The following is an 18,503-nucleotide window of genomic DNA, read 5'->3' as shown; positions in this document are numbered from 1 at the left end:
GTACGCGAAGGGGGCACCCGGTGTCAGGCCGGAACCGTTACGAGCCGCTTGCCATCGAAGGTCGTCACGTCGAAATGGTCGATGTCCTTGGGCTGAACGGCCGCACCGCCGTGCACGTACAGCGGCTGCCGGGCGACGGCGTGCGGGCTGCCGGGGACCCCGTACCCCCATGCGGGGACCGACCAGGAGGTGACGACCTCCCGGTCGCCGGAGGCGGAGACGGCCACCAGGCGGCACTTCAGCGGGCCCTTGACGTTCTTCAGTTCCATCACCGCGTCGGTCCCCCACGCCTTGGTCTTCAGCGCGATGGTCGCGCTGACCTTGGTGGTGGGGTCGGTGGCGCTGTACTTCGTCGTCAGGGAGTTGAAGTACGAGCTCTCGGTGTTCGCCGGAGCGGCCTGGCTGGTGGCGGGCGCCCGGTCGCCGGACGTGGCGACCACGGCCACCACGGGTCCGCCGACGATCACCACGGCGGCGGCCGCGGCGAGGTAGAGACCACGGCGCCCGCGCTTGGCCCGCCGCGCCGCCACCTCGTCCACCAGGCGGTCGAGCAGGTGCGGGCCCGGCCGGACCGAGACCGCGGGCTCTGCGGCCGGGGGCGGGGGCCCTTCGGCGTCGCCGGAGCGTCCCTGGCCGGGCACGGAGGGCTGAGCGGCCGCCGGCCCGGCGCGCGGTGCGGGAGGCGGCAGGGAGCCGCTCGCCGGGGAACCCTGCCCGGGCGTCCCCGCCGCGGACCCACCGGCTGCCGGAAAGCCGCCGGGGCCGTCCGCCAGCAGGGCCAGCATGGGCTCCATCCCGGAGAACTCCTCCAGCCGGGCCGCACACACCTCGCAGCCCGCCAGATGCGTCTCGAAGGCGGTGGCGTCGGCGTCGTCCAGGACACCGAGGACGTAGGCACCGACCGCGTCGTGCACCGCGTCCTCTTCGTCCGCGCCGAATGCGTCGTGCGTCGTCATGCCGAGACCCCCCTCTCCTCCAGCGCGAGTTTCATGGAGCGGAGCGCGTAGAACACCCTTGAGCGCACCGTTCCACTGGGAATGCCGAGCGTCTCGGCCGCCTCGTTGACCGTCCGCCCCTTGAAGTACGTCTCGATGAGTACTTCGCGGTGTGCGGGTGTCAGGTCTTCGAGCGCGTCCGAGAGCGTCATCAGCCAAAGCGCCTTGTCGATCTCGTCCTCCGCGGGCATTACCTCGAGCGGCGACGGGTCGACCTCCTGCGGCCGGGCCTGCCTGCTCCGGTGGCCGTCGATGACGATACGGCGTGCGACCGTCACCAGCCAGGGCCGCACGGAGCCGGCCGCCCGATCGAGCTGACCGGCGTTCTTCCAGGCCCGGATGAGCGTCTCCTGCACGACGTCCTCGGCGCGCTGCCGGTCGCCCGCGACCAGGCGCAGGACGTAGGCCAGCAGAGGACCGGCGTGCTCCCGGTAGAGGGCACGCATCAGCTCCTCGTCCGGTGCGGGGGGGTCGCCGCGCTCAGCCTCGCTGCGGCGCCGGCCCCGCCTGGGACGGTCATCGGCCACGACGGCTTCCTCGCGCACCCGAATCCTCCTGGTCGAGACCTGATGTGGCTGCTTACGTCCTTCACTACGGGAGCGGAGAGGTCCGCGCTCAACCGGACGGAAAAAACTTTCGTGATCCCGGACACCGCCGCTGTGCGGGCGGGAGCGCTCAGCAGCCTGCCGCGCGGGCCGGCAGTTCGTCGCAGAGCAGCTGGACGAGCGGGCCGAGTCGGAATCGCTCCGGCTCCCGCGTCGGTACGCCCCGCTCGCGCAGCGGCGCGGCGGTGACCGAGCCGACACACGCGGCGAGCACGTCGTTGCCGAACGCCTCCAGCACCTCGCGCAGGGTGCCGCGTTCCTCCGCCCTGGCCAGCAGCGACGCCGCGGCCGGCGCGCTGGTGAAGGTCACGGCGTCCACGCCCCGGCCCGCGACCTGTTCGACGAGGGCGTCGAGCGGGGCGGGGTCGAGCGGCGGCAGCCACCGGTACACGGGTACGGCGACGACGTCGGCTCCCCCGGCGGCCAGCGCCTCCCGGAAGGCGCGCAGCGGCTCGCCGTGCAGCTGGACGGCGATGCGCCGCCCCGCGACGCCCTCACCGGCCAGCCGCTCCAGCACCCCGGCCATGGACTCGGACTCCGGTGCCCACTCCTCCCGCAGGCCCGCGGCCCGCACGGCGCCCGTGACCTTGGGGCCGCGCGCGTACAGCCGGGCACCGCGCAGCCGCTCCACCAGGGCGTCGCCCTCGCCCCAGCCCGCCGCGGCCTCCAGCCAGCCGCGGAAGCCGACGGCCGTGGTGACGACGACGGTGTCCGGGGGGAGCGCGATCAGCTCCCGGGTGGCGGCGCGCAGCTGCGTGTCGTCGGCGAGCGGGACCGTACGCATGGCGGGCGCGAGAACCACCTCGCCGCCGCGCCGCCGGATCAGCGCGGCCTGGTCCTCGGCCCGCCGGGCCGCGGTGACCCCCACGGTGAACCCTGTCAGGGGCGCGCCCTGCTCCGCCATGTCGTACCTCTGTGTTCCTCGTGCCCGTACCGGCCCCCGCCGACCATTGTGCCGACCGGGCCGGTCACCGCGGCGAGCGGGAGGTCAGCGGGGCGGGGGCCGGTGGCCGGGACCCGGCGCCGGGCGGGGCGCGGGAGCGGTCCGGGGGCCTCCCGGGCCCGGTGCCGCGCCGAACCAGTCCGGGCCGGCGCCGGGACGCCCGTCGGCGGGAGCCGGTCCGGGGAGCGGCGCGGGCCCCACTGGGGGCTTTCCGGCGACCGGTCCCCCGGCCGGTCCTTCCGGCCGCTCCGGCACGGGTGCCGGGGCCGGGGCGTCGCGCGCGGTGCCGGCCCCCGCCGCAGGCGCGGCCCGCCGCCGGCGTTCCGCGCGGCCGTCGGGCCACAGCCGTGGCCGCCGTCGCGCCGCCAGGTCCTCGAACCACCCGAGCAGGACGATGACGATCGCGGTCAGCGGCCAGATCAGCACCAGGGACAGCACCGAGTAGGACGCGTTCAGCAGACCGCCGAACCGGCCGATTCCCGGGATGTTCCACAGCTGGTCGATGATCGGGTCCGTGGCCATGATCAGCAGGTTGTGCCACAGGTAGATCGTCACGGCCCGGTTGTTGGCCAGGGTGATCACCCCGTCGAACCGGGCGAGCCGGCCCGGCAGCCGCTGCCACGACGGCGAGTACTGCAGCAGCACCGCGACGAACCCGAGCGACCACAGCGCCTGCCCGAGCGGGATCTCGTCGAGGTTCCACCCCTCCGAGGTGAGGTGCCCCGCCGCCCACCACAGGCCGCCCGCCATGGCGAACGAGGCCAGCGAGACGGTGACGTAGCGCGGCACCTTCGTGAACATGCCGTCGTGGTAGGCGAATCCGAGCACCCAGCAGGCGCCGTACGTCGCGAAGTCCGTCACGGCCTCCCCGCTCTCGCCGGGGATCGTGACGAGGCCTGTGCCGAACGCCGCGCACAGGACCAGCGGCAGCGCGAGCGCCGCCCACGGCACCTTGCGGAACAGCTTCAGCAGCAGCGGCGACGCCAGTACGAACCACAGGTAGGCCCGGATGTACCAGAGCGGCCCGGCCGCCTGGTCGGCCCACGACGAGTCCAGCCAGCCCCACGGATGAGCCGCCGGGTCGGGGTACGGGGGCGCCCCGAGCGGAAGGATCCAGTTGAACACGGACACGATGCCGGTGATCCCGCCGCCGTCGCGCGAGGGGTGCCAGCCCGTGTACACCAGCATCCCCACGACGAGCGCGCCGAAGACCCACATGGGAGGCAGCAGCCGCCGCACCCGGCCCCGGATCACCCGGACACCGCCGCGCTGTCCGAGCGAGCGCGCCATCAGCGAACCGGCGAGCGCGAACATCACGCCCATGGACGGGAAGACGATGGTGAGCCAGGTCCAGCCGAAGATGTGGAAGACCACCACGCGCACCAGCGCGACGGCGCGCAGCGTGTCGAGGTACCGGTCCCGCCCGCCGCTTCCCGCCCCGGGCGCGGCCGTGGTCCCGGCGGCCCGCTGCTCGCGCGCGCCCCGGTCGTCGAGCAGGGACGCGCCCTCGGCGGGGCCGCCCGCGCGGTGGCGTGCGGATCCCGGCGGGCCGGGGGTTCCCGCGCCCGGTGCGCCCTGGGCAAAGGAGTGGTGTGTGCTCATGCGACCGGCCTCCGCTCGTCGCTGCGGCCTCGCTGACCTGGGCCGACGGGCGCCGACTCCACCACGCCGGAACGGCGTAGCTTCTGCCAGCGCAGCCGGCCGCCGGTGAGGGCGGTGACCCAGGACTGGACGAGGACGACGTACATCAGCACCCGGTAGAGGATCTGCTGCAGCGGCAGCGAGACCAGGTGCCACATGGGTTCCTTGTCCAGCCGGAACGCGTAGACGGCGCACACGAGTTGGATGCAGAGCAGGGCGGCCCAGCTCGCGATGGTCTTCCCGGTGGGCCCGAAGACCAGCCCGTAGATGAGGAACAGGTCGATGAGCGGTGCGAGCAGCGGCGCCACCACCATGAACGCGGCCACGAACGGCAGCCCCACGCGGCCGAACCGGCCGGAAGGACCGCGTTCGATCACCGCCCTGCGGTGCTTCCACATCGCCTGCATCGTCCCGTAGCACCAGCGGTAACGCTGCGACCACAGCTGCTGCACGCTCTCCGGTGCCTCGGTCCAGGCGCGCGCGTCCTCCGCGTACACGACCTGCCATCCCCGGCGGTGGATGGCCATGGTGATGTCGGTGTCCTCGGCGAGGGTGTCCTCGCTCATGCCGCCGACCTCGCGCAGCACCTCCCGGCGGAACGCGCCGCACGCGCCCGGGATGGTGGGCATGCAGCGCAGCAGGTCGTACATGCGGCGGTCGAGGTTGAAGCCCATCACGTACTCGATGTGCTGCCAGGCGCCGATGAGCGAATCGCGGTTGCCCACCTTGGCGTTGCCGGAGACCGCGCCGACGCCGGGGTCCGCGAACGGCTGCACCAGCTCGCGGACGGTGGACTCCTCGAAGACGGTGTCACCGTCCATCATCACGATGATCTCGTAACGGGCGTGCCGGATGCCGTTGTTGAGGGCCGCCGGCTTGCCCGCGTTCTGCTGCCGGATCACCCGTACGTTGGGCAGCCACATCGCCTCGACGATGTCGGCCGTGCCGTCCGTGGACCCGTCGTCGATCACGAGGACCTCGATCGGATGGTCGCTGCGCGAAAGCGAACGGACCGTGGCGGCGATGCACTTGCTCTCGTTGTAGGCGGGCACGAGCACCGTCACCGGCTCCGTCACCGGCGGCAGCAGCCCCTTGCCCTTCTTGCGGCGGCGGGAGCGGCGCGCGTGCACGAAGGCGAGGATCAGCATCAGCGCGAACCGGCCGATGACGAGGACGCCGACGAAGGCGATGCAGCCGATGAGTCCCTCGGTCACGTTGTCGGAGAGGGTGACCGCCGCGACGAACGCCTTGCCCTTGAGCAGGTCGGTGCCGCGCACCGGTGTGTGCGCGCTGGGCGCGTGAAGCGCCTCGGTGACCGTCTCGAAGCGGTAGCCCTTGTCGTGCATCTTCTGGATGTAGTGGGCGAGCGCCTGGACGGTCTCCGTGCGGTCACCGCCGAAGTCGTGCATCAGCACCACGGCGCCGTGCGGGTTCTTCGGTGTGGAGTTCTTGCCGATCCGGCCGACGCCCGGCCGCTGCCAGTCCTCACTGTCGAGGCTGTCGAACACCCCGATGTAGCCGAGGCTGCCCACGTACTGGGTGACTGGCCAGGACTTGTTGTCGAGCGCGTCGGCGAACGACGAGTACGGCGGCCGGAACAGGGCCGTACGGACGCCCGCCGCGCCCTCGATCGCCAGCTGCGTCCGTGAGATCTCCCGCTTGATGGTGGACGTGCCGAGATAGGACAGGTCGGGGTGGTCGAAGGTGTGCACGCCCACCTCGTTGCCGTCGGCCACCATGCGCTTGACGATCGCGGGGTGGCGGGCCGTGTTGGTGCCCGTGACGAAGAAGGTGGCCTTCGCGCCGTACCGGTCCAGGATGTCGAGGATCTTCGGCGTCCACACCGGGTCGGGGCCGTCGTCGAAGGTCAGCACGATGGTCCGGTCCGGGATGTTCAGGGACTTGGCGGGCTTCGACGCGTCGCGCGCGTCGATGACCGGTCCCCCGTCGAGGATGTGCTCCGGCACCCGGCTGGTGGAGGCCGGGGGCCTGACCCGGTGGTCGGGCACGAACGAGCTGTACACGTAACCGCGCACGATCAGCATGCCGCTCATCACGGCGAGCAGCACGACGGGCAGCAGGTAGCGCATGGGCACGCGGAATCGCCTGGCGCCGCGCCCGGGGGCGCGGTCGTCGGTCCGTGTCATGGTCAGATCGCGCCTTCCGAGGGCGCCGCCCCGCCGGGCGCGTCAGCCGTCGGCACGTCCGAGACGGGCAGGTCCCCCGCCCGCGTCGCCGTGCCGGGCGCGCTCTGGTCGCCGGTCGTGCCACTGCCGTCCGTGGTGGCGCCGGTGGTGGTGTCGCCGGTCGTGCCGGTGGTGGTGTCGCCGGATGTGCCGGCGCTCGCTCCGCTGCCGCCCGCGGCGTCGCCGCCGGTGCCGGACGTCGTGCCCGTGCCGCCTGCCGCGTCGCCCGCGCCAGCCGTGCCCGTGGCGCCGGACGTGCCGGAGGCGGCGCCGCCCACGGGTTCACCCGTGGTGGCGCCGGTCGTAGCGCTCCCGGCGCCGCCCGTCGTGGTGCCGCCGGAGTGCGGGGCGGTGGAACCGGTGGACGTGGTGCCGCCCGTCTTGGTGCCGCCGGACGTGGTGGCCTTGCCGCCGCCGGACGGTGCGCCCGGGGCTCCCGAGGACGCAGGGCTGGTGCCACCGGGCGTCTGGTCGGCGGCCTTGTCGGCGGAAGCGGGGTTCGGAACGACGTTGCCGTCGGCGTCCGTCACCGAGGGAACGGGACCGGGATCTCCCGGCCGGTGGACCGTCGAGGCGCTCGCGGACGGGTCCGTCTTCACGGTCCGCGCCGGTTTTCCCTTGTCGGCGAGGCCCGGTACGCCCGGTATGTTCAGCAGGGGCGCCGTGGAGCCGCCCCCGACGAGCGCCGCGATCAGCGTGACGGCGTACGCCGCACAGAGCATCGCGACACCCCAGCCGATACGCCGGAGTTTCTTGCTCCTGCGCCCGCTCGCGTCGACGAATACGGGACCTCCGCCGGAATTCCCCGCCCCCGCCGCGACCTCGGCGCCGTCCTTTTCGAATGACGTCGTACCGCCGGGCAATTCCGAAAGCTGTCGGCCGAGACCATCCAGTTCGACCGTGATATCGATAGGCTCATGGGTACGCCCCGACCGGGCGTCTTCTCGCCAGTTTTCCACTGCTGCGCACATCCCCCACTAAATGTTTCAGGGTGCGCAAACCGACCACCGGAATGCCGTCGGCCAGGCCCCCACCCGGCCGAGCGCCCCCTACCCCTTTGCACCCGGGCCACGAATGTAGCGCACGCCACTGTGGCGCGTACTTCCGCTTGCAAGATTCCCTCGCGCCCCTGTAGAGGCTTTCGCGCCGTCGCCGGGCCGTCCCGGAGTGGTTCAGACCACTCCGCTTTCTTCCCAACTACCGTCCTGGCGTGGTGTTTTACGGGTGCCGGGTGGCCGCTCAGAGCGACCAGCGATGAACGCGGGGTGTCCGGACGGTGTCCGACATCGCTGGAAAATTCATGGATAGGCGGCACCGATCGGACGGCCCATGCGGCGGGCGCGCTCCCACGGACACCGCTCGCGCGCCCCCTTCGACCGGTTCGCCCCATACGTTCTCAGCCCTCGCGACGGGGTCGCTGAGAGCGGGGGACAGCGAGCCGGGGCACGCGCGCCGGCAGGAGGGCCACCGGGCGGCACGGGCATGGCCGTGCCGGACAAAGGCCGGGCGCACGACAAAGGCGCCACGGTCCGCATATCGCGGGCCATGACGCCTTTGTTTGTTTCTGTGGAGATGGCGGGAATCGAACCCGCGTCCAACGGTGCGGAATCAGGGCTTCTCCGAGCGCAGTCCACTGCGATTTTCTCGGCCCCGGAGATCACATGGACAAGTCTCCGACGGGCTCAGTCACTGTTTGATTTCCCTGTATACCCCGCGACCGGGTGTACAGGTTTAGTCCCCTAATTGATGCCAGGATCCGGGTCGGGAACACCCCCGGGCTGACACTCCGCAGAGTCTTCGCTAGCTGCTAATTAGGCAGCAAGTGCGAAGGCGGAGGAATCGCGCTTTGAATTGGCGATTATTGTTTGCGACATATGGTTTACGAGATCATTGTCGCTTCCTCGGCTCGCTTCCCCTGCTTCGACATCCGCTGTCGAAACCGATCATCCCCATGTTGATTTTTCAAGATGCGCACCCGCTGTGGGGTGCGTGGCCCATCGTACGGGATCAACGGCGCGCCATGCCAGCGTATTCCCCGGTACGGCGGACGCGCCCGCTCAGCCCTGCTGGCGGCGGCGCACGGCCGAGACGGCGCGGTCCGTCTCCCTGCGGTCCTGCTTCTCCCGGAGCGTCTGCCGCTTGTCGTACTCGCGCTTGCCCTTGGCCAGCGCGATCTCGACCTTCGCCCGGCCGTCCTTGAAGTACAGGGCGAGCGGGATGATCGTGTGGCCCGACTCCTGCGCCTTGGACTCCAGCTTGTCGATCTCGGCCCGGTGCATCAGCAGCTTGCGCTTGCGGCGCGCCGCGTGGTTCGTCCACGTGCCCTGGGTGTACTCCGGCACGTGGATGTTGTGCAGCCACGCCTCGTTGCCGTCGATCTGCACGAAGCCGTCGACCAGCGACGCCCGCCCCATACGCAGCGACTTCACTTCGGTTCCCGTCAGCACGAGTCCCGACTCGTACGTGTCGAGAATCAGGTAGTCGTGCCGTGCCTTCTTGTTCTGCGCAATCATCTTGCGCCCGTTTTCCTTAGCCATAGTCCCGCCATTTTCGCACTCCGCCGCAAACTCTTTTACGTCCCGCGCAGGGCCTGCGCCACCGCCGCCGCCGGGCCGGGCGGCGGGTCCTGCCCGCGTCAGGCCCCGTCGCCCAACCCGGTCAGCACGGTCTTCGCGCGGGCTTGCGCGTCGTCCCCCGCCGCCAGGTCCGGGGTGATGCCCCGGCCGTCCACGGCGTGCCCGGCGGGCGTCCTGTAGTGGCCCACGGTCAGCTCGGCGACCGAGCCGTCCGGGAGTTTCGTCGGCATCTGGACCGAGCCCTTGCCGAAGGTCCTCGACCCCACCACGACGGCCCTGCCCCGGTCCTGCAGTGCTCCCGTGAGCAGCTCGGCCGCGCTCATCGTGCCGCCGTCCACGAGCACCACCACCGGGCGCCGCGTGTTCCCGCCGCGCGCCGCGTACAACGCGTGCTGCCGCCCTTTTATGTCGTACGTGCCGACGAGGCCGCCGTCCAGGAACGCGGAGGCCGTCGTGACCGCCTCCGCGACCAGGCCGCCGCCGTTGCCCCGCAGGTCCAGCATGATCCCGGCGCCGGGCGGCGCGTCGCGCACCGCTCGCAGCACCCGTGCGCCGGTGCCCTTGGTGAACGCGTCGACGGCGATGCGCCGGGCGCCGCCCGCGAGTGCGGTGACGGACACGGACGCCACCGCGAGGCGGGCCCTGCGAACGACCCGGGAGGTGCGGTGGCCGCCTCGTTCCAGGCCGAGCACGACCGCGGTGCCGGGGCGCGCGGCCGGTCCCGCGCCCGACGGATCGCCGCGCAGCAGCCCCATGACCTGGGTGACGGGAAGGCCGGCGACGCTCACCCCGTCCACCGAACGCAGGATGTCTCCCGGCCGTACGCCCGCCCGCCCGGCCGGTGCGCCGGGCTGGACCCGGGTGATCTGGACGAGACCGTCCGCCGTGCGGCGCGCCCCGACCCCCACACCGGTGTAGGTGCCGTCGAGGGACTGCTCGAACTCCTCGTACTCGTACCGGTCGTAGACCGCGCTCCAGCGGTCACCGCTGCGGCTGACGACCTGCTGCGCGGCGTCCGTGCCGGACTGGCCGCGGGCGACGGCCCGCGCCGCCGCGTCGGCCACCACGCGGGCGTCGGGCGTCGTCGCGACCCGCGCGGAGGCCGGTGCCCCCGCCGCGGGCTGGGGGCTGCCGTGCCGGTGCGTGTCACCCGCGCGCGGCAGCGAGTCGGTCGCGGCGGCCGTCGCGAGCACGGCCGCGAAGGCCAACGTCAGGGCCGCCCCGCGGCCGAGGACGCGGGGCCGAGGGCGCGGTACGGCGGAACCCGACATGGCCCATCAGTGTAGGACAACGCCCGGCACGCGACCGGGCCTTGGCTCAAGAACCACAGGGGGTGCTTGTCACACCCTCAGGTACTTGCGCAACGCCACGAACGCGGCGACCGCCGGCATCAGCAGGCCGATCGCGAGGACGAGCGGCAGCTTGGACAACACCGCGTCCCAGCCGATGAACTTCACCAGCTGCATCTTCTGTTGGAGGTCGAGCCCGCCGTCGATCAGGAAGTAGCGCCCGAGCATCAGCATGCCGCAGGCCACCACGCCGCCGATCAGCCCGGCGAACGCGGCCTCCATGATGAACGGCAGCTGGATGTAGAAACTCGACGCCCCGACGAGCCGCATGATGCCCGTCTCCCGCCGTCTGCTGAACGCCGAGACCCTGACGGTGTTGACGATCAGCATCAGCGCGATGACCAGCATCAGCGCCATCACACAGAGCGCGGCGACGTTCATGCCGTTCATCAGGGAGAAGAGGTTCTCCAGGATGGAGCGCTGGTCCTGCACGGACTGCACGCCGTCCCGGCCGGAGAAGGCCGTCGCGATCACCTGGTACTTCTGCGGGTCCTTGAGCTTGACCCGGTACGACTCCTCCATCTGGTCCGGCGTGATGGAGGACGCGAACGCCGTCTTGCCGTACTGCTCCTGGTAGTGCTTGTACGCCTGGTCGGCGTCCTCGTGGTAGACGTGCTGGATGATGCCCATCTTGCTCAGGTCGGCCTTGATCGAGGCCTTCTCCTGATCCGTGACGGCACCCTTGGTGCACGCGGGGTCGTTCGTCGCGTCCGCCTTGTTGCACAGGAAGATCGAGACGTTGACCTTGTCGTACCAGTAGTCCTTCATCGTGCCGACCTGCTCGCGCATGAGCAGCGCTCCCCCGAAGAGGGCGAGCGACAGGGCCACGGAGACGACGACGGCGAAGGTCATCGTGAGGTTGCGGCGGAGACCTACGCCGATCTCCGACAGGACGAACTGGGCGCGCATGGCGTCCTTTCAGCTGTGATGCCTCGGTGCTTCGCGCGGCGCGGGAGAGACGCGCCGCGCCATGTCGGTGCGCGGTGGGTCAGTGCTGGTAGCCGTAGACGCCGCGGACCTGGTCGCGGACCAGCCGGCCCTTCTCCAGTTCGATCACACGCTTGCGCATCTGGTCGACGATGTTCTGGTCGTGGGTCGCCATCACCACGGTCGTGCCTGTGCGGTTGATCCGGTCGAGCAGCTTCATGATGCCGACGGACGTCTGCGGGTCGAGGTTGCCGGTCGGCTCGTCCGCGATCAGCAGCATCGGCCGGTTGACGAACGCGCGCGCGATGGCGACACGCTGCTGCTCACCACCGGACAACTCGCCCGGCATGCGGTCCTCCTTGCCCCCGAGCCCGACGAGGTCCAGCACCTGGGGCACGGACTTGCGGGTCTCGCCACGGGAGCGGCCGATGACCTCCTGCGCGAACGCCACGTTCTCCGCGACGGTCTTGTTGGGCAGCAGGCGGAAGTCCTGGAACACAGTGCCCAGCTGGCGGCGCATCTGCGGCACCTTCCAGTTGGACAGGCGCGCGAGGTCCTTGCCCAGGACGTGAACCATGCCGTTGCTGGCCCGCTCCTCCCGCAGGACGAGGCGCAGGAAGGTCGACTTGCCGGAGCCGGACGAACCGACCAGGAAGACGAACTCCCCCTTCTCGATTTCCAGGGAGACGTCACGCAGGGCGGGGCGGTTCTGTTTCGGGTAGGTCTTGGAGACGTTGTCGAATCGGATCACGATGCACCACGGTCGGCCGGGAGTAGGTGAGCGTGACCTTACGCGAACCGGCTGCGCGCGCGCAGTCGGCGTTCCCTCTTGGGCGAATTGTCGGGGATGGAGCGGCATCCCGCATCTTCACGAATCAGGGGGAATGGCACGAGACTCCCATCGGGCGCGCCGACGTCGCCGGAAACTGGCAGAGTGGTAAGCGGGGAACGGATGCGTTTCCCCGAGCGTTGCGCGGAGAGGTACATCACGAGCGGCTCCGCCGCGCGGTGAGGAGGAGAGCGCATGACCTACGACAGACTGGTGTGCGCCAACTGCGCGGGACCCGTCAGCGAGGGCAGGTGCCCCGTGTGCCGGGCGAACCGCGCACGCCTGCAGCAGAGCGGTCCCTTCGCCGGGCTGAGCCTGGCGGCGATCCTGACGGTCGTGGTGCTGCTGGTGGCCGCGGTGACCCTGATCGCCGTGAACCAGCCGGCCTGACCGGGCCGCCGCACCGTGCGGCACGCCCCTACGCGTTACGCGAAGGGCCCGAGCGCTGGTGCGCCCGGGCCCTTCGTGTTGTGCGCGTGCGGTCCTGCCGTGCTGACCGCAGAGGTCAGGCGACGGTGTTCCGGCTCGCCAGACGCGGCAGGAAACGGAACCCGACGCCACCGGCGATCATGGTCGCGGCGCCCAGGAGCAGGAACGTGGTGTCCCCGGACCCGGTCTCCGCGAGCTGCGAGGTACCGGCGCTCTGCTCGGCGGGCTGGTTGCCGACGCTGTCCGGGTTGGTGTTGTCGGCGCAGTTCACACTGTCGACGTCGACGGTGCAGGTGCTGACGTCACCGGTGGAGCCGGAGCCGCCGGTCGCGCTGGAGCCGCCCGTGCTGCCGGAGCCGCCGGTGCTGCTGCCGCCACCGGAGGCAGAGGAGCCGCCGCCGGACGTGGAGGAGCCACCACCGGTGGTCGAGGAGCCACCACCGGTCGTGGAGGAGCCGCCGCCGTTGTCGCTGCCGCCACCGTTGGTGGAGGTGCCACCGGTGTCGGTCGTACCGCCGTTGTCCGTGGTACCGCCGTTGTCCGTGGTGCCACCGTTGTCGGTCGTACCACCCGTGCCGGTCGTACCACCGTTGTCGGTCGTACCACCGTTGTCGGTCGTACCACCGTTGTCCGTGGTGCCACCGTTGTCCGTGGTGCCACCGTTGTCCGTGGTGCCACCGTTGTCCGTGGTGCCACCGTTGTCGGTGGTACCGCCGTTGTCCGTGGTGCCACCGTTGTCGGTCGTACCACCCGTGTCGGTGGTACCGCCGTTGTCGGTCGTACCGCCGTTGTCCGTGGTGCCGCCGTTGTCGGTCGTACCACCGTTGTCGTCCGAACCGCCGAGGAGCCCGCCGAGGAGCCCGCCGGTGGTGTCGCCACCGTCGGGGTCGGCGTTCGGCGCCAGAGTGGTCTTGGTCGAGTCGGTGACAAGACCGGCCGCCTGCGCGGCCCCCGCGGCCGTGAGCGACGCCCCGGCCACGATCACCGCGCCGGCGGCGATGCGCGCCACGCGGACACGCGTCTTCTTGGTCATCTGTCTGGTACCCCCAGTGAGTCCGTCGTCATGGGTGCAGCGTCGGGGGCAGCGGCCGCGAGGAGTACGTGCGTTGCGTCCGTCCTCCGGTCACACGCGCCCCACGAATACGCATGCCAGGCGCCAGCCTTACGACTTTCCATATACGCGTCAAGGCCGTTGCGCGTGTGATGACCGCTAAAGAGACGGTTGTCCGGGACGTCCAGACATAACTGTGACATGAAAAGGAACTGCCGCCTCAACGGCGGCAGTTCCCTTGTCGACAAAGCGCCGGGGTTACTTCTCCTGCTGCTTGCGCCAGCGAATTCCGGCCTCAAGGAAGCCGTCGATCTCGCCGTCGAGGACGCCCTGCGGGTTGCCCACCTCGTAGGTCGTACGCAGGTCCTTGACCATCTGGTAGGGGTGCAGGACGTAGGAACGCATCTGGTTGCCCCAGGAGTTGCCGCCGTCGCCCTTGAGCGCGTCCATCACGGCCTGCTCCTCCTGGCGGCGCCGTTCGAGCAGCTTCGCCTGGAGGACGTTCATCGCGCTGGCCTTGTTCTGGATCTGCGAGCGCTCGTTCTGGCAGGAGACGACGATCCCGGTGGGGATGTGCGTGATCCGGACCGCGGAGTCGGTGGTGTTGACGCCCTGACCGCCGGGGCCGGACGCGCGGTACACGTCGACGCGCAGCTCCGTCTCGTCGATCTCGACGTGGTCGCTCTTCTCGACGACGGGCAGCACCTCGACGCCGGCGAAGGACGTCTGGCGGCGGCCCTGGTTGTCGAAGGGCGAGATGCGCACCAGGCGGTGGGTGCCCTGCTCCACGGAGAGCGTGCCGTACGCGTAGGGCGCCTTCACCACGAAGGTGGAGGACTTGATGCCCGCCTCCTCCGCGTACGAGGTCTCGTAGATCTCCGTGCTGTAGCCGTGGCGCTCCGCCCAGCGCAGGTACATCCGCTGGAGCTGCTCGGCGAAGTCGGCGGCGTCGACGCCACCCGCCTCGGCGCGGACGTTGACGAGCGCCTCGCGCTCGTCGTACTCGCCGGAGAGCAGCGTGCGGACCTCCATCTCGTCCAGCGCCTTGCGCACGGACCGGAGCTCCGTCTCGGCCTCGGCACGCGCCTCGGCGTCACCCTCGTCCTCCGCGAGCTCGAACATGACGTCGAGATCGTCGATGCGGCCGCGCAGCGCCTCCGTCCTGCGGACCTCGGACTGCAGATGGGAGAGCTTGCTGGTGATCTTCTGCGCCGCGTCCGGGTCGTCCCACAGGGACGGCGCCGCGGCCTGCTCCTCAAGGACAGCGATGTCTGCCCTCTTCTTGTCGAGGTCCAGAACGGCCTCGATCGACTCCATGGTCGAGGAGAGGGACTTCAACTCTTCGGATACATCCACGACTGCCACGCGTCCAAGCGTAACCGCTGGCCGCTCCGGCCCCTCCCGGCGTGTGGCAGCGCCCCCGCGCCCGGCGGCTCCGCCGGGCGCGGGCCCAACGGATCAGGGCGCCGGCTGGGCGCTCTGCTTCGCGTCCTGGGGAGTGCCGTTGTCCCCGGTGGCGAGCCAGCCGCCGACCCCGAGGGCGATCACGAGGACGCCCGCGCCGACACCGAGCGTGATGCGGCGCTTGCGCACGGCCGCGGCTTTGTGGTGCCGGGCGGAGCCGGGGCGCGGGGCGCCGGGTGCGCGCGGGGCGCGGGCCGTGCCGCGGGCGCCGCCCGCCAGCTCGTCCGGGGCGGGCACACGCATGCTGGTGTGGGTGTCCCGGTTGGAGTCGGGGGCCGCGCCGGGTACGAGCGGCACGGCTCCGCGCCGGCGGGGTTCGCCGTCGTCCTCGGCGCCGGAGACGTCCCGTGCGCTCCTGCCCCGCTCGGCGGGCTCCTCGACGGGCTCGGTGCCCGGCTCGTCCACGTCGAGCGGCGGGATGCCCACGAGCAGCGGCAGCACCTCGTGCAGCCGCGCGGCGAGCTCGGAGGCACGCAGCCGGGACGCGGGGGCCTTGGCGAGGCACTGGACGAGGAGCTGCCACAGCTCCTCGGGGATGCCCGGCAGCGGTACGACGGTCTCGGTGACGTGTCTGCGCAGCACCGCGCCCGGGTGTCCGCCACCGAACGGCGTGAAGCCGGCCAGCAGCTCGTACAGGACGGTGGCGAGCGCGTAGATGTCGACGGCGGCGCGCGGCGGCAGGCCCTCCACGATCTCCGGCGCCAGGTAGTCGGGCGTACCGATGATGCGGGTGGTCTTGGTGCGGCTGGGGGTGTCGATGAGCTTGGCGACGCCGAAGTCGGTGATGAGCGCGGGGTGGGCGCCGCCGGGGCCGACGGGACCCTCGATGTCGAGCAGGATGTTCTCCGGCTTGACGTCACGGTGGACGACGCCGGCCGCGTGCGCGGCGGCGAGCCCCTCCGCGATGTCCGCGACGATCGCCACGGCCGCCTCGGGCGCGAGGCGGCGCTCGCGGTCGAGACGGGTCCGCAGGTCGGTGCCGCGCACCAGCCGCATGACGAGCGCCAGGTCGTTGCCGTCGACGACGAGGTCGCGCACCGCGACCACGTGCGGATGGTCGAGCCCCAGCAGGGCGGTGCGCTCCTGGACGAAGCGTCCGACCAGCTCCTGGTCTGCCGCGAGATCGTCGCGCAGCAGTTTGACGGCGACGGGACCGTCAGGTCCTTCGCCGAGCCACACCGTGCCGGCGCTCCCGCGGCCCAGGATCTGGGTTGCGGTGTACCGGCTGCCGATATTCCGTGCCAAGACTGCTCCCTCAGCGGCGGGCGTTGCCCCTCGGTCGACCCTCAAAGTACGCGGCTTTCGGGGTGTTCCGTGCCCAGGACGGCGGCAACCTTCACTTCCGGGGACGAAATCACCCCTCAGAAGTCGACATAGCTACAGAGTCGCCCCGATACGACCGGAACGGGGCTACGCGCGACCGGAAAAGCACCGCCGCCCCCGGGAGGTCCCGGGGGCGGCGGACGGTGCGGTGCCCGGGCCCGAGCCGAGCCGTACGCAACGGCTCCACGCGTCAGTTGCCCGAGCCGGTCCCGGAGGCGGAGTCACCGCCGCCCAGGTCCGAGATCCAGCCCGTGACCTTCGAGATGCCCTCGCCGATCGCGCTCCAGTAGCTCTTGCCCTCCGCGATCCAGCTCTGCAGAGGCGTCAGGTCCCAGACCAGCCAGCCCGCGACGAACAGCACCACGAGCACGACCAGACAGCCCTTGAGGCAGCCGAGACCCGGAATCCGCATCGGGTTCGCGCTGCGCTGCCTGGGCCGGCGCGCCTCGGGCGCGGGGCGCGGGGCGGGCTGCTGGGGCGGCGCGTACCGCTGGGGAGGCGCGGCGTACTGCTGCGGCGGCGGCTGCGGCCGGTACTGCTGCTGCGGCGGCTGCTGCTGGCGGTACTGCTGCGGGTACGGGGCCTGGGCGGGCGCGGAGCCGTAGGGCGGGCGTCCGCCCTGGCCCTGCTGCGACTGCTGCCGGTGCGGGCGGTGGCGCAGCGGGTCCTGCCCCGGGTCGAGGGGCTGGACCTGCGTCTGCTCGTTGCGGTCCCGCGCGGCCTGGAGCTGGTTCTGCCAGGGATGCGCGCCTTGCGGTCCGCCTTCTCCGCCGGGGGTGGTGGGCATCACATTCGTCGCCGCGGCCGGGTCGTAGGACCCGGGGAGACCCGCCGCGCCGGGGACGGCACCGCCGGCGCCGACGCCGCCGGAGGGCAGCACCTGCGTCGGATCGGCCGCGGCGGCGCCCGTCGGCAGGACCTGCGTCGGGTCCGCCGCACCGGGCGTCACGGGCACCGACGTGGGCTCCGGATCGGGCGCGAGCAGCGCGGCGACCCCGAGCGCCGCGTCGACCTGCGCGGGCGTCGCGTGGACACCGATGCCGGGCGCGACGGTGCGCAGCGCGGTCGCCAGGTTGACGGCGCTCGGCCGTTGGTCGGGGTCCTTGCGCAGGCACCGCTCCATGACCGTCCACAGCGGCTCGGGCACGGTGGTGGGCCTGCGGGGCTCCTCGGTGAGGTGCTTCTGCAGCACTTCGAGCGAGGTCGCGCCGGAGAACGGCGGACGCCCGGTGAGCAGCTCGTACAGCAGGATGCCCGCACCGTAGATGTCGACGGCGGACGTCTGCGGCCGGCCCTCGGCGGACTCGGGCGCGACGTACGCGGGCGTCCCGACGAACTCGGCGGTCCTGGTGAGTCCCGGCGAGTCCGCGAGGCGCGCGATGCCGAAGTCGGTGAGCATCGGGTGCAGCTGCTCGCCGTCGTTCTTCAGGAGGACGTTGGCCGGCTTGAGGTCCCGGTGGACGACGCCCTGGGCGTGGCTCGCGGCGAGCGCGTCGGCGATCTGCGCGGTGAGCAGCGCCGCGCCGACCGGCGTGAACGGCCCGTTCTCCCGGAGGTACCGGTGCAGGTCGGGGCCCTCCACCAGGTCCATCACGAGCGCCAGCAGGTCGCCCTCGACGACGAGGTCGCGCGTGCGCACGATATTGGGGTGGGTGAGCCTCAGCAGGACCGAGCGCTCTCTCAGGAAGCGCATCACGACGTCCGCGTCGTTGGCGAGCTCCTCCTTGAGCACCTTGATGGCCACCGTCTCGCCCGGCTGGCCGGGCACGGCCGCCTCGGCCCCGGCGGTCTCCCGCTGCGAAGCCCGCCACACGGTGCCCGTGGCACCGCGTCCGAGCGGTTCCTCGAGCAGGTACTTGCTGCCTACCGGCCGCACGTCATGTGCTCCCTGCTGATAGAGATCACTGCATCGTCCCGTGTCCCGGGGACTCCGGCCCACTTTAATGCCGCCGAAAGAATCACTGAGCGTCGCCGCCCGTGACTCTCGCGGGTGACGGCGGCGAAGCCGCGTTCCGGGAAAGGACGCGAGCATCGCACGGATGGTTGCCGCGGCGGCGGTCCTGTGCGCGCGGGACGCGATCCCAAGCAGGCATTTATGCACGCACAGCCGACCAATCAAGATCACTTAAGACCGGGGTACGGGCGTGTTGTCGGCGGCAGGTGCGAGGATGCCCTCACCCACCGG

Annotated in this window: 13 protein-coding genes, 1 other RNA gene and 2 pseudogenes; 1 reads left to right on the top strand and 15 read right to left on the bottom strand. The window is 71.5% G+C overall.

What is annotated here, in order from left to right:
- Positions 1-23: 23 nt before the first annotated feature.
- From OG310_RS22195 to ftsE, 11 genes and pseudogenes are all read right to left on the bottom strand, one after another.
- Complete coding sequence (locus tag OG310_RS22195) at positions 24-956, bottom strand: zf-HC2 domain-containing protein (protein ID WP_329457615.1); 933 nt, start codon at positions 954-956, stop codon at positions 24-26.
- Positions 953-1,540 carry a sigma-70 family RNA polymerase sigma factor gene (locus OG310_RS22190; RefSeq protein WP_443078710.1) on the bottom strand — a complete coding sequence of 196 codons (588 nt, stop codon included), beginning with the start codon at positions 1,538-1,540 and terminating at the stop codon, positions 953-955. The genes OG310_RS22195 and OG310_RS22190 overlap by 4 nt, the downstream gene beginning before the upstream one ends.
- A gap of 142 nt (positions 1,541-1,682) precedes the next feature.
- Positions 1,683-2,504 (bottom strand): annotated as a pseudogene (locus OG310_RS22185) (uroporphyrinogen-III synthase); the annotation flags it as partial.
- 348 nt (positions 2,505-2,852) lie between these two features.
- Positions 2,853-4,145: pseudogene (locus OG310_RS22180) on the bottom strand (acyltransferase family protein); the annotation flags it as partial.
- Positions 4,142-6,274, bottom strand: a complete 2,133-nt coding sequence (locus OG310_RS22175; protein WP_329460311.1) for a bifunctional polysaccharide deacetylase/glycosyltransferase family 2 protein — start codon at positions 6,272-6,274, stop codon at positions 4,142-4,144. The pseudogene OG310_RS22180 and the gene OG310_RS22175, both read right to left, overlap by 4 nt.
- 59 nt (positions 6,275-6,333) lie before the next feature.
- Positions 6,334-7,233: a hypothetical protein gene (locus tag OG310_RS22170; RefSeq protein ID WP_329457613.1), complete on the bottom strand. Its 900-nt coding sequence runs from the start codon at positions 7,231-7,233 to the stop codon at positions 6,334-6,336.
- A 701-nt stretch (positions 7,234-7,934) separates the two neighbouring features.
- Positions 7,935-8,321, bottom strand: a transfer-messenger RNA (tmRNA) gene (ssrA, locus tag OG310_RS22165).
- 106 nt (positions 8,322-8,427) lie between these two features.
- Entirely contained in the window at positions 8,428-8,907 is a 480-nt protein-coding gene (gene smpB / locus OG310_RS22160; RefSeq protein WP_329457612.1) for an SsrA-binding protein SmpB, read from the bottom strand.
- 98 nt (positions 8,908-9,005) lie between these two features.
- Entirely contained in the window at positions 9,006-10,217 is a 1,212-nt protein-coding gene (locus OG310_RS22155) for a S41 family peptidase (RefSeq protein ID WP_329457611.1), read from the bottom strand.
- 69 nt (positions 10,218-10,286) lie between these two features.
- Positions 10,287-11,204 carry a permease-like cell division protein FtsX gene (ftsX, locus tag OG310_RS22150; RefSeq protein ID WP_329457610.1) on the bottom strand — a complete coding sequence of 306 codons (918 nt, stop codon included), beginning with the start codon at positions 11,202-11,204 and terminating at the stop codon, positions 10,287-10,289.
- Between the two features lie 79 nt (positions 11,205-11,283).
- Complete coding sequence (ftsE, locus tag OG310_RS22145; RefSeq protein ID WP_329457609.1) at positions 11,284-11,973, bottom strand: cell division ATP-binding protein FtsE; 690 nt, start codon at positions 11,971-11,973, stop codon at positions 11,284-11,286.
- A 273-nt stretch (positions 11,974-12,246) separates the two neighbouring features.
- Here ftsE and OG310_RS22140 point away from each other — a divergent pair, with 273 nt between their 5' ends.
- On the top strand, positions 12,247-12,441 hold the full coding sequence (locus OG310_RS22140) for a hypothetical protein (RefSeq protein ID WP_329457608.1): 195 nt from the start codon (positions 12,247-12,249) through the stop codon (positions 12,439-12,441).
- 115 nt (positions 12,442-12,556) lie between these two features.
- Here OG310_RS22140 and OG310_RS22135 read toward each other — a convergent pair whose 3' ends face one another.
- The 4 genes from OG310_RS22135 to OG310_RS22120 form a co-directional block, all read right to left on the bottom strand.
- Positions 12,557-13,513: a hypothetical protein gene (locus OG310_RS22135; RefSeq protein ID WP_329457607.1), complete on the bottom strand. Its 957-nt coding sequence runs from the start codon at positions 13,511-13,513 to the stop codon at positions 12,557-12,559.
- A gap of 276 nt (positions 13,514-13,789) precedes the next feature.
- Entirely contained in the window at positions 13,790-14,896 is a 1,107-nt protein-coding gene (gene prfB / locus OG310_RS22130) for a peptide chain release factor 2 (RefSeq protein WP_329457606.1), read from the bottom strand.
- 93 nt (positions 14,897-14,989) lie between these two features.
- Positions 14,990-16,240, bottom strand: coding sequence for a serine/threonine-protein kinase (locus tag OG310_RS22125; RefSeq protein WP_329457605.1), 1,251 nt, complete (start codon positions 16,238-16,240; stop codon positions 14,990-14,992).
- A gap of 268 nt (positions 16,241-16,508) precedes the next feature.
- A complete protein-coding gene (locus OG310_RS22120; protein WP_329457604.1) occupies positions 16,509-18,194 on the bottom strand; it encodes a serine/threonine-protein kinase in 1,686 nt (561 codons plus the stop codon).
- Positions 18,195-18,503: the final 309 nt, after the last annotated feature.

The sequence above is a fragment of the Streptomyces sp. NBC_01497 genome, assembly GCF_036250695.1.
GTDB lineage: Bacteria > Actinomycetota > Actinomycetes > Streptomycetales > Streptomycetaceae > Streptomyces.
The sequence above is the reverse complement of the archived record's forward strand: the minus strand, read 5'-3'. Positions and strand labels throughout refer to the sequence as shown.

Coding starts and splice junctions, on each gene's coding strand:
- OG310_RS22195 (WP_329457615.1), bottom strand. CDS start 956: ATGACGACGCACGACGCATTCGGCGCGGACGAAGAGGACGCGGTGCAC.
- OG310_RS22175 (WP_329460311.1), bottom strand. CDS start 6,274: ATGCGCTACCTGCTGCCCGTCGTGCTGCTCGCCGTGATGAGCGGCATG.
- smpB (WP_329457612.1), bottom strand. CDS start 8,907: ATGGCTAAGGAAAACGGGCGCAAGATGATTGCGCAGAACAAGAAGGCA.
- OG310_RS22155 (WP_329457611.1), bottom strand. CDS start 10,217: ATGTCGGGTTCCGCCGTACCGCGCCCTCGGCCCCGCGTCCTCGGCCGC.
- ftsX (WP_329457610.1), bottom strand. CDS start 11,204: ATGCGCGCCCAGTTCGTCCTGTCGGAGATCGGCGTAGGTCTCCGCCGC.
- OG310_RS22140 (WP_329457608.1), top strand. CDS start 12,247: ATGACCTACGACAGACTGGTGTGCGCCAACTGCGCGGGACCCGTCAGC.
- OG310_RS22135 (WP_329457607.1), bottom strand. CDS start 13,513: ATGACCAAGAAGACGCGTGTCCGCGTGGCGCGCATCGCCGCCGGCGCG.